At 63.9% G+C, this 16,160-nt stretch carries 13 protein-coding genes; 2 read left to right on the top strand and 11 right to left on the bottom strand.

What is annotated here, in order from left to right; all coding sequences use genetic code 11:
* Positions 1-153: 153 nt before the first annotated feature.
* Positions 154-1,185, top strand: coding sequence for an AraC family transcriptional regulator (locus tag FHS03_RS01565; RefSeq protein ID WP_183439258.1), 1,032 nt, complete (start codon positions 154-156; stop codon positions 1,183-1,185).
* 150 nt (positions 1,186-1,335) lie between these two features.
* On the opposite strand, the gene FHS03_RS01560 is transcribed toward FHS03_RS01565, so the two are convergent.
* Positions 1,336-1,848, bottom strand: coding sequence for a hypothetical protein (locus tag FHS03_RS01560; RefSeq protein ID WP_183439257.1), 513 nt, complete (start codon positions 1,846-1,848; stop codon positions 1,336-1,338).
* Between the two features lie 554 nt (positions 1,849-2,402).
* The gene (glmS, locus tag FHS03_RS01555; RefSeq protein ID WP_183439256.1) at positions 2,403-4,232 is read right to left on the bottom strand and encodes a glutamine--fructose-6-phosphate transaminase (isomerizing); all 1,830 of its coding nucleotides are present in this window, start codon (positions 4,230-4,232) and stop codon (positions 2,403-2,405) included.
* 146 nt (positions 4,233-4,378) lie between these two features.
* Between glmS and FHS03_RS01550 the strand changes: the two genes are divergently transcribed.
* Positions 4,379-4,849: an Lrp/AsnC family transcriptional regulator gene (locus FHS03_RS01550; RefSeq protein ID WP_183439255.1), complete on the top strand. Its 471-nt coding sequence runs from the start codon at positions 4,379-4,381 to the stop codon at positions 4,847-4,849.
* A gap of 144 nt (positions 4,850-4,993) precedes the next feature.
* Here the strand turns inward: FHS03_RS01550 and FHS03_RS01545 are convergent, their stop codons facing one another.
* From FHS03_RS01545 to FHS03_RS01505, 9 genes are all read right to left on the bottom strand, one after another.
* A complete protein-coding gene (locus FHS03_RS01545) occupies positions 4,994-5,341 on the bottom strand; it encodes a DUF3325 domain-containing protein (RefSeq protein WP_229426014.1) in 348 nt (115 codons plus the stop codon).
* Positions 5,342-5,355: 14 nt separating this feature from the next.
* Positions 5,356-7,002 carry a PepSY-associated TM helix domain-containing protein gene (locus FHS03_RS01540; protein WP_183439254.1) on the bottom strand — a complete coding sequence of 549 codons (1,647 nt, stop codon included), beginning with the start codon at positions 7,000-7,002 and terminating at the stop codon, positions 5,356-5,358.
* Complete coding sequence (locus FHS03_RS01535) at positions 6,999-7,340, bottom strand: DUF3649 domain-containing protein (RefSeq protein ID WP_229426013.1); 342 nt, start codon at positions 7,338-7,340, stop codon at positions 6,999-7,001. The genes FHS03_RS01540 and FHS03_RS01535 overlap by 4 nt, the downstream gene beginning before the upstream one ends.
* 7 nt (positions 7,341-7,347) lie before the next feature.
* Positions 7,348-9,834, bottom strand: coding sequence for a TonB-dependent siderophore receptor (locus tag FHS03_RS01530; protein ID WP_183439253.1), 2,487 nt, complete (start codon positions 9,832-9,834; stop codon positions 7,348-7,350).
* A gap of 94 nt (positions 9,835-9,928) precedes the next feature.
* Positions 9,929-10,891, bottom strand: a complete 963-nt coding sequence (locus FHS03_RS01525; RefSeq protein WP_183439252.1) for a FecR domain-containing protein — start codon at positions 10,889-10,891, stop codon at positions 9,929-9,931.
* On the bottom strand, positions 10,888-11,361 hold the full coding sequence (locus tag FHS03_RS01520; RefSeq protein ID WP_221208026.1) for a sigma-70 family RNA polymerase sigma factor: 474 nt from the start codon (positions 11,359-11,361) through the stop codon (positions 10,888-10,890). The genes FHS03_RS01525 and FHS03_RS01520 overlap by 4 nt, the downstream gene beginning before the upstream one ends.
* Before the next feature lie 132 nt (positions 11,362-11,493).
* Positions 11,494-12,918 (bottom strand): efflux transporter outer membrane subunit, encoded by a 1,425-nt coding sequence (locus tag FHS03_RS01515; RefSeq protein ID WP_221208008.1) that lies wholly within the window; start codon positions 12,916-12,918, stop codon positions 11,494-11,496.
* An 11-nt stretch (positions 12,919-12,929) separates the two neighbouring features.
* Entirely contained in the window at positions 12,930-14,897 is a 1,968-nt protein-coding gene (locus tag FHS03_RS01510; RefSeq protein ID WP_183439250.1) for a MacB family efflux pump subunit, read from the bottom strand.
* The gene (locus tag FHS03_RS01505; RefSeq protein ID WP_183439249.1) at positions 14,894-16,072 is read right to left on the bottom strand and encodes an efflux RND transporter periplasmic adaptor subunit; all 1,179 of its coding nucleotides are present in this window, start codon (positions 16,070-16,072) and stop codon (positions 14,894-14,896) included. The genes FHS03_RS01510 and FHS03_RS01505 overlap by 4 nt, the downstream gene beginning before the upstream one ends.
* Positions 16,073-16,160 lie beyond the last annotated feature (88 nt).

The raw sequence follows: 16,160 nt of genomic DNA, 5'->3' as shown, positions 1-16,160 counted from the left end.
GATATGCAGCAAGCGATTGGCAAAATACGCCACACGGCAGCCATCGGAATCTTCAGGCACCGTAGAAATCGCACCTCAGTATAGGCAGACGCTGGGGGAAAGATTGGCGCATCACGCCAATGTATATGCATAATGCGCCATAATTGAAGAACCATGAAACCGTCCTGGCAAAGCTCTCTCACCGTTTCAGCCCACTTTCTGCATGGGATGCTGCACTTCATCCGCAGCCGGCATGGAGAGGACGCGGCGGCCCAAGTGCTGGCCGGCGCCGCCATCCCGCCGTCCCTTCTTGTCCAGCCCGATGCGCGGCTGACACGCCAACAATATGTCGCGCTCTACAGAACGGTCGCGGCAACACTCGATGACGAGATGCTGGGACTGTGGTCCCGCCCCATCCGCACCGGCACCTTGAAGTACTTGATGCTCAGCCTGCTGGACGCGCCGACGGTGCTGGTGGCCTTGAACCGTTTTGTCCGCTTCTGGAATCTGCTGCTGGATGATTACCGGCTGCAGATCTCCACGAAAAACCAGCTGGTGCGATTGGCGCTGGTGGAAAGGTCGCCCGGCACCCAGGTCACGCCGCTTGGGCATGAGTTGATGATGAAGCTGATTCACGGCATCGCGTCCTGGCTGCTTGGCAGGGAGATCAGCCTGCACCGCATCGAGTTCAGTTTCACCAAGCCCAGGCATGCGGAAGACTATGCCTTCCTCTACCCCGGCGAGGTGCACTTCAAGGCAAGCGCGACGAGCATTTACTTCTTGTACGAGGATTGCGCGGAGCTGTTCAAACGCGAGAAGCACGAGCTATGGGCGTTCCTGAAACGCGCGCCGGAAGACTGGACCTTCAGCGCCTTCCATCCCGGTTCCATTACCGCGAAAACGCGCGAGTATCTGGAACAGAACATCGCGCTGCCGGTCACCATCCAGGATCTGGCGCAGGCATTGCACACCTCCGTGCGCACGCTCAACCGGCGGTTTGCCGAGGAGGGAACGCATTTCCAACTGGTGAAAGACGGACTGCGAAGAGATATCGCCGTCCATCGGCTGACCAACTCCAACACGGGCGTGGCGAAGCTGGCGTTTGATCTGGGCTTCGCCGACGCCACCGGCTTTTGCCGCGCGTTTAAACATTGGACTGGCAGTAGTCCTACCGAATATCGTAAGGGCACGCGGCAAGGGGAATGACGAGAAAGTCATAGTGGTACCTCGGCATACGCTAGACCGAACCTTAAAATAACTCTTCCACAAAAAGCGGCTTCATACTGGAAGGGGCGCGAAAGTAATCGCCGCCATAGAAGCGAGCAAGCTTAATGTTAGAGGTAAGCGCATGGAATGCTAATCGTCAAGCTCAGCGGCATTCTCTGGAACGCCCAATTGGTCTGGTTGGAAAAACCATGGTTTGCCTTTTGTACAGGCCAACATGAGACGCCTCTTAGAAAACAGAAAACGGTTTGCACGAGATCGCAATTCCTCGATTCGGAAAGACCAAACGGGCTTTTCGCGCAAACGCAAGCTCCATCGATCATTTGTACCGTAAAACCCAAAATTCAATTCACGTTCGGATTGGATTTCGACTTCTTGAAGGAAGCCGAAATAGTCAGGAGTCGTAACGATGTCTCGGATTTTTCCGTCCTCATCGAGGAGATGAATCCAAGTATTCACACCGTCGAAGTAGTCGTAGTTCGTCACAAGAACTATAAAACCATCGCACAGAAATTGAGCAGCGATTTCATCACCATCAACCACTACCCAAGTCGGAAGCCCATCGCAAACCAGGCGGCGCTTGAACTCCTTGGAAGGGTACCCAGCGGGTAGCGACTGCAGTGAGAATCGTTCAATGGGTTTCATGTGATTTGCTACGCCCCAACGTAGAAGGCTGGAGCGCCTAAGTAGGCCCCTGGGATTTCTGGCGGTGCATGTGTCATTTTCTGCTCCACCATTCATGTATTGCGGCTGTGATCCGTTCTGAATACTCCGTTGAAAGATCGCGACCTTTGTACTTCGAATTGCTTGCCGCGAGAATAGGTGCAGAGTTTTGGATGTCCCTAGCTAGCCAGGAAATGTACTCGTGCCCTTCCACCCGAAATTTTCCAATCTCCCCAGGGTCGAGCCGGAGTAGGAAATCATAGCCTACGAAGCTGTGATTACAGTTTACATCAACGTAAAGAGTTCCCTCATCCTCCAAAAGAAACCAACATTGATGTTCGTAATCCAGCACTTGCATTTGTTATTACCTGTTCCTAAGAAGCACAATATGTTTGGATTTCAGCAGCTATAGGCTCTTGTGCGAAGGGGACGCCGCTTCAAATCGGTGTCCCCTTCTCGCCCCAAAGCCATTTGTCAGACTTTGCTTTTTGTCAGATTTTTTATCTTTCTACAACAATAATGCCTTGAGGGCGGGCTTACTCCACCGTCACCGACTTCGCCAAATTGCGTGGCTTATCCACATCGGTGCCGCGCGCCAGGGCGGAGTGGTAGGCCAGCAGCTGCAGGGATACCACGTGCAGGATCGGCGACAGGTGGCCGTAGTGTTCCGGCAGGCGGATCACGTGCACGCCGTCGCCGGAGGTGATGCGCGAGTCGACGTCGGCGAACACATACAGCTGGCCGCCACGGGCGCGCACTTCCTGCATATTCGATTTCAGCTTTTCGATCAGCGCGTCGTTCGGGGCGATGGTCACGACCGGCATTTCTTCCGTCACCAGGGCCAGTGGGCCGTGTTTCAGTTCGCCCGCAGGATAGGCTTCGGCGTGGATGTAGGAAATCTCTTTGAGCTTCAGCGCGCCTTCCAGGGCGATCGGGTAGTGCATGCCGCGGCCGAGGAACAGGGCGTTTTCTTTGCGCGCGAATTCTTCGGCCCAGGCGATGATCTGTGGCTCCAGCGCGAGTACCGACGAGATGGCGGCTGGCAGGTGGCGCATAGCTTTCAGGTGCTGGGCTTCCTGTTCTTCGCTGAGGCGGTCGTTGACCTGGGCCAGGCTCAGGGTCAGCAGGAACAAGGCGGCCAGCTGGGTGGTGAAGGCCTTGGTCGAGGCGACGCCCACTTCAACGCCGGCGCGGGTGATGTAGGCCAGTTTGCATTCGCGCACCATGGCGCTGGTGGAGACGTTGCAGATGGTGAGCGTGTGCTCCATGCCCAGTTCGCGCGCGTGTTTCAGGGCGGCGATGGTGTCGGCCGTTTCGCCGCTTTGCGAGATGGTGACGACCAGGGTTTTCGGATGCGGCACGCTGTCGCGGTAGCGGTATTCGCTGGCGATTTCCACATTGACCGGCAGCTGGGCGATGGATTCGATCCAGTATTTGGCGGTCAGGCCGGCGTAGTAGCTGGTGCCGCAGGCCAGGATCAGCACGCGGTCCACTTCCTTGAAGACTTTGTAGGCGCCGTCGCCGAACAGCTCGGGCATGATGCCGGTGACGCCTTCCAGCGTGTCGCCAACGACGCGCGGCTGTTCGAAGATTTCCTTCTGCATGTAGTGGCGGTATGGACCCAGTTCGGCGGCGCCGGTGTGGGCGTGCACGGTTTTCACTTCGCGCTGCACTTGTTTGCCATTGACGTCGACGATCCAGGTGCGGCCCAGCTGCAGGTCGACCACGTCGCCTTCTTCCAGGTAGATGATCTGGTCGGTGGTACCGGCCAGCGCCATGGCGTCGGAGGCGACGAAGTTTTCGCCTTGGCCCAGGCCCACGATCAGCGGGGAGCCTTGGCGCGCGGCGACCACGCGGTGCGGTTCTTCGCGGCTGAAGACGGCGATGGCGTAGGCGCCGTGCAGGCGTTTGACGGCTTGCTGCAGGGTTTCGAACAGGTCGCCGTTGTACATATGGTCGACCAGGTGGGCGATCACTTCGGTGTCGGTCTGGCTCTGGAAGACATAGCCGAGGGCCGTCAGTTCGGCGCGCAGTTCATCGTGGTTTTCGATGATGCCATTGTGGACCAGGGCGATGCGGGCGTTCTCGGAGCTGGGCGAGAAGTGCGGGTGGGCGTTGTGCGACGCTGGCGCACCGTGGGTGGCCCAGCGGGTGTGGGCGATGCCGGTGAAGCCTTTCAGGCCCACTTCGTCGATCTGCTTTTCCAGGTCGGCCACGCGCGAGGTGCTGCGCGAACGTTGCAATTGGCCGTCCACATGCAGGGCGACGCCGCAGGAGTCGTAGCCGCGGTATTCGAGGCGTTTCAGGCCTTCAACCAGAATTGGGGTGATATTGCGTTGCGCGACTGCGCCGACGATTCCGCACATGATGGCCTCTGTTCGTAAGAAATTGACAATGGAGCCATCGTAGTTGAGTTGCGATGAAATATGCGTTCAGAGTTTCGCATTTTATGAAATAATATTTCACACACCATCATGCATGAAATATTATTTCATTTCATAGGCAATTTTTAATGAATTCATTACCTAACCTCGACGAAATCGACCGCCGCATCCTCAACGCATTGCAAAATGACGCGTCACTGACCAATAGCGAGCTGGCGCAGGCCGTGCACGTGTCACCGCCCACCTGTCTGCGGCGGGTCAAGCAGCTGACCGAGAGCGGGATTATCGAGCGTCAGGTGGCCATCGTGGCGCCGGATAAGGTGGGCGCGCGCCTGACGGCCATCGTGGAGATCACGCTGGATGTGCAGGCGGCGGAACGCATGGAGGAATTCGAGGCCCATGTGGCGAAGGAGGAGGCGGTGCTGCAATGCTATCGCGTGTCGCCGGGGCCGGACTTTGTGCTGGTGCTGCAGGTGGCGGATATGCCGGCCTATCACGCGCTGGCGCATCGTCTGTTCGCCACCCAGACCAATGTGCGCAATGTGAAAACCTACTTTTCCACTTTCCGCAGCAAGTTCGAAACGTGCATTGCCGTGTGAGTTATCCCAATTTATTCACGCAGTATCCAAGCTTTATCCACTGGCTTTTCCACCGTCTATCACAGGCTAATCACACGTTCTTCACAGATTTATACACTGAGTTATACACGGGATAAGCGGACTTATGCGCCACTTATCCCATACTTATGCCGCGCTTATTCCAACACTTACCAACAAGCTTATCCACAAGCCATAAACCAGGGAAAATGCCGCCAAACCCGCAGCCAGCCCGGGGGCGTAGGGCAGCAGGATAGCCAGCAGCAGGGTGCCGGCCGTCAGGAAGCCTGCCCAGGCGACGATGCCGGCGCCGCCACCCCATAAATCGATGCAGGGTAAAAGCGCCATCAGCAGCAGTATGCCGCCCAGCACGCGCAGGATATTGCGCAATCGGGGCGCCACGTCGCGCTGGCGCAGCTGCTGGTGGTGGCGGTCCATGGCGAGCGCCAAAGCGCTCATGCCGGAAAAGGACAGTGCCAGGGCGGCCAATGCCATTGCTGTAAATCCCATCATGCTCCCGCCCTTTCCGTTTGCAGTACGGCGCTGGCCTTGGCCTGCGCTTTGGCCGATGCCGCCGCAATGCGGCTGCCCACCTTGCGGGCGGCATACAGCAGGCCCAGGCCCAGGGCCACCGTCACCAGTTCCACGCTGCCGCGTTCCAGATCGCCATTGAGCCAGTAGCCGAACAGGTGCTGGCCCGCCGTGATCCAGTTCAGCAGCGGCAGGGCAACGCACATCGCCCCGCCCAACAGCAGCTGTTCGCGCCAGCCCTGGGCCGAAGGACGCAACAGCGCATGCAGCAGCGCCACCAGCCAGACGCTGAAGAAGACGGCGATTTCCCAGTCGTGGCGTTCATGCAGCTTGACCGGCAGCAGGCGGTTGCCCCACAGGTAGCCGATGCAGGCCAGTACCAGGCCAGCGATGGCGGCCAGGTTCAACACCTCGCAGATGCGGTAGAAGCGCTGCGTGCTGTCGCCGAACTCGCGCAGCGATTTCTGGCGGCGTTTGACCATGAAGAGAATGGCGCCGGTCGCCATCAACGCCGTGCCGGCCAGGCCGGAGACGAAGTAGAGCCAGCGTATCGTGGTGCCGGCGAAATGCAGGCGGTGCATATCGTCCAGCGCCTGCATGGTGGCGCGGGCCGGATGCGGATCGACGGCATGCGCCAGCTTGGTCTTCGTCAGCGCGCCGCTGACACCGTCGAATTCCAGCATGCCGCGCGAACTAAGCAGGTGTTTTTGCTGGATGTCGGGATTGGCCATGCCATATACCTGCACCTTCATGCCCGCGTCGCCTGGGTGATTGACCACCACGGCGAAGGTGTGGCTTTGCAGCGTAGCCTCGGCCTGCTGCACCAGCGGCGCCAGCGCGGTCAGCTCACCCTTCTTGCCGGTGGCTTGGCCTTGCGGACCAAAGTCGCGCACTTCAGCCGCTTCGCCGGTGCGGACCACCTGGGCCCAGCGTACGGCGGGCACCAGGGTGTCCCAGCTGATCGCCACGCCGCTGAACACGATGATGAACAGGAAGGGCAGGGTCAGCACGCCCATCAGATTGTGCGCGTCGAGCCAGGAGCGCTGGCCCTTGGCGGGACGGAAGGTGAAAAAGTCCTTGAAGATGCGCTTGTGCGTGATAACGCCGGAAATCAGCGCCACCAGCATGGCGATGGACGCCGCGCCCACGATCCACACGCCCGCCGTTCCCGCATGCAGGCGGTAGTGGAAAAGGATGAAGTGGTTGCCGCCCGCGGTTTCGCGCACGTCGGCGTGTTCGGCTTCCGTCACCGGCTGACCGGTAGCGGTGGACAGACGCACGTCGGCGAAGCGGTTCTTCTCGTCGAGCCAGTAGACCATGAAGCTATCTTCACCGGCGCGCGGCCACATCTCCCACAGATTGCTGTTGGGCGCATGTTCGCGCAGATAGCGCAGGCCATGTTCCAGCGCGGCCGCATGGCTGGATGGCGCGACGAAGGCCGGCACTTCTTTCTCCGGCCGGTGTTCCGGCTCCATCCAATGCGTGATGGGGCCGGAAAACACGCTCAGCGTACCAGGCAGGAAGATGATGAAAGCCAGCCAGCACACCCACAGTCCGCCCCAGGTATGCAGCCAGGACATGCGCTGGCGCAGGCCGCCCTGGATTTCGTCCTTGGCCGCCTTCATGCCGCACCTCCACGCATGGTCAGCAGCAGGCCGGGAACGGCCAGCAGCACGGAACCGAGCAACAGCCCGGCCCAGGCACGGCGCACGCTGCGCGTGCCGAAAGCCCAGGTGATGTCGATCGCATACATGGCGAGGCCCAGCAGGCCGCCGCCCAGCATGGCGTGCTCCGGCGATTCATGCGGCACCAGGCTGAGCGCCGTCAGCAGCACGCCGGCGGCGGAGGCGAACAGATAGCCTCCCACCAGCGCGGCCAAAGTACGCGACAGCGTGGGATGCGGCTGGCGCAAGGCTTGCAACAAGGAGCGGCTCTGGCTCGCGGCGGCGTGCGTGGGCTTCATGTCGTCCTCAGAACTTGTAGGTCAGCGTCGCGGTGACGTTGCGCGGCTCGCCCCAGAACACGCTGTCGTAGAAGCCCACGTTGCGGTAGTACTTCTTGTCCAGCAGGTTGCTGATGTTGAGCTGGGCGCTCATGTGCTTGTCGATCTGGTAGGACGCCATCGCACCGACCAGGGCATAGGAACCCTGCACCAGGCGCTCTTTCTGCGAACGTGGATAGGTCGGACGGCCATACCAGGTTTCGCCATAGATACCGCTTTGCGCAGTCATGTTCACGCCGACTTTCAGGCCTTGCAGCTGGCCGCCGAAGCTGTACGCGGTGCTGAAGCGCAGCAGGTGGCGCGGCTGGCTTGGTACGGCGCGGCGGCCGTCTTTTTCTTCCGCCTTCAGCAGGGTGTAGCCGCCGCTGACATTCCAGGCCTGGCTGATCTGGCCGGACACATCGAACTCCACGCCGCGCGCCTTGATGCCGTCGCCATTCGCCACGTAGGCGTCGCCGCCTTGCGGCAGCTTGAAGCCTTGCGGCACGGTTTTATCCAGCTCCGCCAGGTTTTTCTTGCGGGTCTGGAAGACGGCGGCCGAGGCGTTCAGCTTACCGCTGAAGAATTCGCCCTTCACGCCCGCTTCCATATTGGTGCCGGTTTCCGGCGCGAGGAAGTTGTTGAACTTGTCGCGCTGGCTCTGCGGGTTGAACAGGGTGGTGTAGCTGGCGTAGGTCGAAATCTGTTCGTTCAGGTCATATACCAGGCCCACATACGGCGTGACCTCTTCCTTGGTTTCGGCAAAGCCGTTGGTGCCGGTGTGCTTGTTCTTGTTATCGAACTCGCGGGTTTCGGTGCTGTAGTTGCTGATGCGCGCGCCGACGATCATGGTGAGCGGATCGGCCAGGCTGAAACGGCCAGCCAGATAGGCGCCGGACAGGCGGGTGAGTTCTTCGGTATGGGTGCCGTCAGGCTGGAAGATCGGGCGCGGCAGATCGCCGGTCCAGTTGCGGTAGTCCGGAATCTCGTCCGGGTACTGCTTCGGCGCGTCGCCGCCCTGCGAACGGCTGTTCTGGTTACCGCCATTGAAGCCGGCGATCACGGTGTGGCGGCGGCCGAACAGCTGGAAGGGACCGGTCAGATACGCTTCGTAATTCTGGTTCACGCCATAGCCTTCGCCCCAGACGCCGGTCCACAGCGTCATGCCTTTGCCGGTGGCCGGGTCGGGATAACCGGCGCCGCCATAGGCCAGGGAGGTGTTGTTGCGGCTATTGGTGCGGGCATAGCCGGCATGCAGCTTCCAGCCGCTGCCGAAATTGTGGTCGACGGTGGTGAAGTAGGTTTCCTGTTCATTGGCCCAGCTGTTCCACTTCGCGCTCAGGCTGAAGTTGCGCGGCAGGTTGGCCAGGCTGCCATCCTTGTTCCAGTAAGGGATGGCGCCCCAGGTCGAGCCGCGCGGCTTGTTGTGCTGGAAGTCGGCGCCGACGGTCAGCAGGGTATCCGGCGTGATGTCGGCTTCGACGATGGCCATGCCGATGGTCTTGCGCTCGCCGTAGCGGTCCATATAGGAATCGCGGTCCTGCCAGGCGAGGGCGACGCGGCCGCGCACATTGCCGCTGGCGGTCAGCGGGGTGGAGATATCGGCTTCGGCGCGGCGGTTGTTCCAGCGGCCGTACTGCAGCGAGGTGCTGGCCTGGAGGTCGCGGGTCGGACGCTTGCGGACCATATTGACGGTGGCGGACGGATCGCCGGTGCCGCCCATCAGGCCGGTGGCGCCACGCACCACTTCAATGCGATCGTACAGCACGGTGTCGGTCAGTGGCGAATTCACGCCCTGCGGCAGGCCATCCACCTGCACATTGTTGATGCCGAAGCCGCGCGAGTAGTAGCGGGTGCGTTCGCTGTCCTGCTGGCCGATCATGATGCCGGTGGTCTGGGCCAGGGCCTGGTCTAGGCGGGTCACGCCCAGGTCGTTCAGGCGTTCGCGGGTGATGACACTGACCGATTGCGGGGTGTCGCGGATCGACATATCCATGCGGGTGGCGGTTTTCATCGAGCCGCCGGTGTAGGAACCGCTGTTTTCGGTGTTCGCGCCCAGGCCTTGGCCAGTCACGGTAATTTGCGGCATGACGGAGGCGTTCTTGTCGGCGCCGGGCAGCTTGCGCAGCACGTAGACGCCGGCGCTGCGTTGCGCCACTTCCAGGCCGCTGCCTTGCAGCAGGCGGGCAAAGCCATCGGCGATATTGAAGCTGCCTTGCAGGCCTTTGGTGCTCAGGCCTTCGGTCAGGGCCGCATCGGAGGACAGGGTGACGCCGCTCTGGCCGGCGAATTGGGACAGGGCCGGGCTAAGCGGGCCGGCGGGAATGCTGTAGCTCTTGGCGGCGCTGGCGGCAGCCGGCGCTTCGGCGGCATAGGCCTGCAGCGGCGCGGCGGCCAGGGCCAGCGCGGCGGCGACCATCAGGGCGGCCGGTTTCAGCACGGGCAGGCGTTTGGAAGAGGATGCGTGTTGATTCATGAAACTGTCCTTCTGCGTGGATAGTGGTCGATATGCTTCTCCCCTCTATGACCCGCGAGATTGCAAAAAGGGACATGCCGTCCCAAAAATATTTTCAGGCGTGGGTCAGGGTGACCCAGTAGCGGGTGCGCGTCTGCACGCGCACGGGGAGAGAGGCGGCCAAGGCCTGCAGGATGCTGTCGGTATCGCGCAGCTGGAAGGCGCCGGAAACGCGCAGGCGGGCGGCGGATGGGTCGCAGCGCAGCAGGCCGGGACGGTAGCGCGCCAGTTCGGCCACGAAGTCGGCCAGCGGCATCTTTTCGGCGTACAGCACGCCGCCGTTCCAGGCCTCTGCGTTCGGATCGAGCACTTCGGTCGCGCCGCCAGCCGCGTTGAAGCGGCTTTGACGGCCGGCGCGCACCACATAGGGCGCGTCCGGATGGCCGGCGGGGCGCACTTCGACCGCGCCTTCCAGCACGCCGAGGCGGGTATGCTCGCCATCCAGGCGCACCACGAAACGGGTGCCGATGGCGCGCATGGCGCCTTGCGGGCTTTCCACGATGAAGTGGCGGCCCAGCGCGTCGGCGGCGGTCTGCACCAGGATCTCGCCTTTGTAAAGGCGCAGGCGGCGCGTGGCGCTGTCGTATTGGACGTCAAGGGCGGTGGCGGTATTCAGCACCACGCTGCCGCCGTCGGGCAGCTTGATTTCGCGGCGCTCGCCGGCGGCGGTCTGCTGGTCGGCATTCCACTCGTTCCAGGGCGTGGCGCGCCAGACGGCCCAGCCCAAGGGAACGGCGCCCAGCGCCAGCGCCAAGGTCTTGAGCGCGGTGCGGCGCTGGCTGTCGCCGGCGGCGTTGCGCAGGGCCGGAGCGCCCAGGGCGGGCGGCACCATGCCCAGCTTGTGCGCCACTCTCTCGGCGCGCTGCCAGGCTTTTTCGTTTTCGGGATCGCTGGCGCGCCATTGGGCACAGCGGCGCTGGTCGGCCGCGCTCATTTCGCCGGAGTGCATGCGCATCATCCAGCGCGCCGCTTCACGCGCGGCGCGCGGATCGACGGCCGGCGCGTTCTGGCTGCTCATGCGGCGTCGTCCAGCAGCAGGATGCACTGCTCGAAGGCCGCCGCCATATAGCGTTTGACGGTGCGCACGGTGACGTCGAGGCGCTCGCCGACTTCGGCGTAGGTCAGGCCTTCCAGCTGCGACAGCAGGAAGGCTTCGCGCGCCTTGCTGGGCAGGCCGTCCAGCATGGCGTCGATTTCATGCAGGGTTTCCAGCAGCATCAGGCGCGTTTCGGGCGAAGGCGTCTGCGCCTCCGGCAACTGGGCCAGCACGTCGAGGTAAGCCTGTTCCAGCGACTGGCGGCGCACGTAATTGATCAGCAAGTTGCGCGCGACCGTGGTGAGGTAGGCGCGCGGCTCCTGCAGCGGGGCGCGCTTCTGGTCCGGCTGGCAGAGGATGCGCACGAAGGTGTCGTGCGCCAGATCGACGGCGTGGTCGGCGCCATTGAGCTTGCGGCGCAGCCAAGCCACCAGCCAGCCATGGTGTTCCATGTACAGGGCGGCAAAGTCACTGCGCGGCGCAAGATCGTGGGCTGACACGGCGTGAAGGTCCTAGAGAATCGCCGGTCGGGCCGGACGGCATTTAAATGCGAATGATTCTCATTATACACAATTAGCTTCATTTTAGGAACCTTGCTGCCAGCCGCCGCCCAAAGCCTGGTGCAGCGCGACCGCGGCCTGCAGGCGCGCCAATTGCAGTTGCAGGGATGCGTCCTGTGCCGCGTACAAGGTGCGCTGGGCATCGAGCAGGGTCAGGGCGTTCTCGGCGCCGGCGCGGTAGCGCGCTTCGGCCAGGGCCAGGGCGCGTCCGGCTTCGCGCAATTCCTCGTCCTGGGCGCTGCGCTGGATGGCCAGCGAACCGATGGCGTTCAAGGCGCGCTCGACGTCGGCAAACGCCGTCATCACGGTGCGGCGGTAGGCGGCCAGCAGCTCCTGGCGGCGCGCGCCGGCCAGATCGCGCCCTGCCGCCAGGCGGCCGCCATCGAACAGCGGCGCGCCGATGGCGGCGGCCAGGCTGTAGATAGGATTGTCGAACAGGCCGGAAAAACCTTTGGCAGAAGAAGCCAGCGCGCCATCCAGCGTCAGGCTCGGGAACAGCGCGGCGCGGGCTGCGGCGACATCCGCCTCGGCCGCCGCCAGTTGCGCCTCCGCGCCGGCGATATCCGGCCGCCGCGCCAGCAGGGCCGACGGCAATCCCGCCTCCGCCGCCGGCAGTATCAAGCGCTGCAGCGGCACCGCTGAGCCCGTGTCCGATTGGGGTCTGACCCCAAGGTGGACATCGGCGGCGGGTTGGCCGAGCAGAAGGGCGAGGGCGAGGTGGCTGTCTTCGTGCTGCTGGCGCAGTTCGGCGCGCTGGCGCTGCTGGGCGGCGAGCAGGCCGCGTTGCTGGGCCAGTTCGAGCGGGTGGGCGGCGCCCGCGCGGACGCGGGCGGCGACCAGCGCCAGCATGCGTTCGGCGCTGGCGATGTTGGCGTCGGCGATGGCGAGGCGTTCGGCCAGCGCGCCTCTTTGCAGCCAGGCGTTGACGACGGCGCCGGTGACGCTCAGGCGGCTGGCTTCGCGTTCATACCGGCTCGCTTGCAGCTGGGCGGCGGCGCTGTCGCTCAGGGCGCGGTTGCGGCCGCGCAGGTCGATTTCGTAGCTGGCGCGCAGGGCGGCGGTGTAGGAGGCGCCGCTGGCGCTGCTGGTCCGGCGCGCGCCGAGGCGGCCGTCGCCACCGGCGCCGGCTTGCGCGTTCAGGCTGGGGAGGCGGTTGGCGTCGGCCATGCGCAGGGCGGCATAAGCCTGGTCGACGCGCGCGGCGGCGGCGGCGAGATCGTGGTTACCTTGCAGGGCGCGCGCCAGCAGCTCATCCAGTTCGCGGCTGCCGAAGGCGCGCCACCAGTCGGTTTGCGTTGCGGCGTGGGGGGTATCGCCAGCCTGCGCAGCGGCATTGCGCCATGCGGCCGGCGCGGCGATGTCCGGCGTGCTTTTGCTCGCGGGCGCGCCGGCGCAGGCGGCCAGCAGCGGCAGGATGGTCAGGCAGAGCGGCACGGTCTTGTGTTTCATCGGTATTCCATTCATTCGGAGGCGAGAGCCTGCACCGGGTCGAGGCGGGAGGCGGTGCGGGCGGGCATATAGCCGAATACCAGCCCGGTGATCAGGGCGCAGGCGAAGGCGCCGCCAATGGCGCGCAGCGAGAAGATCAGCGCCACGTCCCACCACAGCAGGGCGGCGCCCAGCGCCAGCCCGGCGACAACGCCAATCAGGCCGCCGGTCAGCGAGACCAGCACCGCTTCGGTCATGAACTGGCGCAGGATGTCGCGCTGGCGGGCGCCGGTCGCCATGCGGATGCCGATTTCGCGCGTGCGTTCGCGCACCGTCATCAGCATCACGTTCATGACGCCGATGCCGCCCACCACCAGGGACACGGCGGCGATAAGGCTGAGCATCAGGGTCATGGTGTCGCTGGTTTTCGCTTCGGCCGCAATCGAGGCGGCGGCGTTGCCGACGTCGAAGTCGCGCAGGCCGTGACGTTCCAGCATCAGCGCTTCCATCGCGGCCTGGGTCTGGGCAACGCGGCTGACGTCGTCGACGGCGATCACGGTGTAGGTCGGCTCGCGCTGGCCGAAGACTTTCAGGCCGGCGGTGCTGAAGGGCAGCAGCAACACATTGTCCTCGTCGCGGTCGCCGGTCAGCGCGCCTTTTTCGCTCATGACGCCGACCACCTGCAGCGGCAGATTGCCGATCAGGATGATCTGGCCGATCGGGTCGGCCACGTCGGGCATCAGTTCCTGCGCCAGCTTGTGGCCCAGCACCGCGACGTTGGCCAGCTCGCGGTCATCCTGCTCGGTGAAGAAGCCGCCGCGCGCCAAGGGCCAAGTCTGGATGCGCGGCAGCGCCGCGCCGCTGCCGCGCACATAGGTCTGCACATCGCGGTTGCGGAAGCGCACCACCTGGTTGCCGGTGACGTTGGGCAGCACATGGCTGATATTGGGCAGCTCGGCCACCGCTTCCAGGTCGGCCAGGGTGATGCTGCGTCCCGGCAGGCGCGAACTGTTGCCGATGGAGGACATATACATCAGGTTGAACCCGAAGGCGCCCAGTTGGGCCACCACCTTCTGCCGCGCGCCCATGCCGATCGCCAGCATGACGATCACCGAGGCCACGCCGATCACGATGCCGAGCAAAGTCAGGCCGGTGCGGAAGCGGTTCACCCACATCACGCGCCAGGCGGCGCGCGCCGCCTCGCGGATATCGGTCCAGAAGGAAGCCCCGCCGCCATGGCCGTTCTGCCGCACCACCTGGCGCATATCGGGCGGCGGCAGGCCATGCCCGCTGGCCGTGCGGCTGGCATGCGCCGAGTCGCTGACGACTTGGCCGTCGCGCACTTCGATCACGCGGCGCGCCTGCGCCGCCACGTTGCGGTCGTGGGTGATCAGGATAATGGTGTGGCCGGCGTCGGCCAGTTCGTGCAGCAACGCCATGACTTCGGCGCCGCTGGTGGAATCCAGGGCGCCGGTCGGCTCGTCGGCCAGCAGGATGCGGCCGCCGTTCATCAGGGCGCGCGCGATGGAGACGCGCTGTTGCTGGCCGCCCGATAGCTGGTTGGGACGATGCTCCATGCGGCTGTCCATGCCCAGGCGCCGCAGCAGCGCCTGCGCCCTTTCGGCGCGCTGCGCTGGCGCCATGCCCGCATACACGGCGGGCAGCTCGACGTTTTCGCGCGCCGACTCGGTGGCGATCAAGTGATAGCCCTGGAACACGAAGCCGAACGCTTCGCGCCGCAGCCATGCCAGCTGGTCGGCATCGAGCGTGGCGACGTCTTCGCCGGCAAAGCTGTAAACGCCTTCGCTCGGGCGGTCGAGGCAACCCAGCATATTCATCAAGGTCGATTTGCCCGAGCCGGAGGCGCCGACGATGGCGACGAATTCGCCGGCGTGGATATCGAGCGAAATCCCGCGCAGCACTTCGACCGGCGGCGTACCATGGCCGCCGCCATAACGTTTTCTTATGCCCTGCAGGGAAATCAGTGGTGGCGCGCTCACAGCTGGAACCTGCTGGCGCTATCGGATGGCATTTCACCCGTCACCAGCAGCTCGCCTTCGCGCAGGCCGCCGAGCACCTCGGCCGAGAGGCGGTTGCGCACGCCGACCTGCACCACGCGCTGTTCGATGGCGCCATCCCTGTTCATGACACGGGCGGAAAACTGGCCCGGCTTGCCTTCCAGCGCCGTCAGCGCGGGCAGCGGCGCCACCAGCACGTTCTTGACCGAAGCGGTGACAAAATGCACCTGGGCCGTCATTTGCGGCATCAATTCGCCATCGCTGTTATCCACATCGAACAGCGCGGTGTACAGCACCACCTTGCCCGAGGAGGGCGTGATGGCCGTGCCGTTATTGCGCGCCTCGGCCTGGGGCGGGGCGGGCAAGAGCTGGCGCACCTTGCCATGCCAGCGCCGCTGGTTGCCGCCCAGGGTGCTGAAATACACCGGCATGCCGGGTTTCACGCGCCGCACATCGGCTTCGGAGACTTCGGTCCACACCGTCATGCCCGACAGGTCAGCCACGCGCAGCACATTCGGCGTCTGGTAGGTGGCGTTCAAGGTCTGGCCTTCGCGCGCCTCGACCGAGACCACGGTGCCGCTCATGGGCGCATAGATGCGGGTATAGCCCAGGCGCGCTTCGTCGGCCTTCAAGGTAGCTTGCGTCTGCTGGATCTGGGCCTGCAGGTTGGCGATGCGGGCGGCCGCCGTTTCCAGCGCGGCCACGGCCAACTGCATGTCCTCCTCGCGGGTGGCGCCGTCGCGCGCCAGTTGCTGCTGGCGGCTATGCTGCTGGCCCGCCAAGCGGTGCTGGGCGCGCTGTTCGGACAATTGCGCGTTCAGGCCCGCCAGAGCGGCCCGGCCGGCGTCCACGGTGGCCTGCTGCACGCTGGGATCGATTTCGACCAGCAATTGCCCCTTGCTGACGGTGGCGCCGGGCGTGACGTGCAGGCGCAGGATCTGGCCCGAGACCTGGGCGCCGATATCCACATAGCTGCGCGGCTGCAAGGTGCCAACCGCCATCACGTTCGCTTCGATGCTGGACTTGGCCAGGCGGGCGGTTTCGATCTTGGGCGCTTTGCGCTGCTGCTGCCACCAGAGGATGCCGCCCGCGCCAAGGACGAGCAGAAGGGCCGCAGCCAGCCGGCGGCGGGTGAGAAGCTGTTTCGGGAAAGCCATGCGCAAACCTTATTCGGGCAAAGCGGGCAGGAGCGCCCACTCTTCATCTGCTATGACAGGCCAGCGCAAAAAAGGGGTCAAAAATTGT

Origin of the sequence: Pseudoduganella violacea (assembly GCF_014191875.1) — a bacterium.
Classification (GTDB): Bacteria; Pseudomonadota; Gammaproteobacteria; order Burkholderiales; family Burkholderiaceae_D; genus Rugamonas; species Rugamonas violacea_A.
Note: the sequence above shows the minus strand (reverse complement) of the source record. Positions and strands in the feature narration are given on the sequence as shown.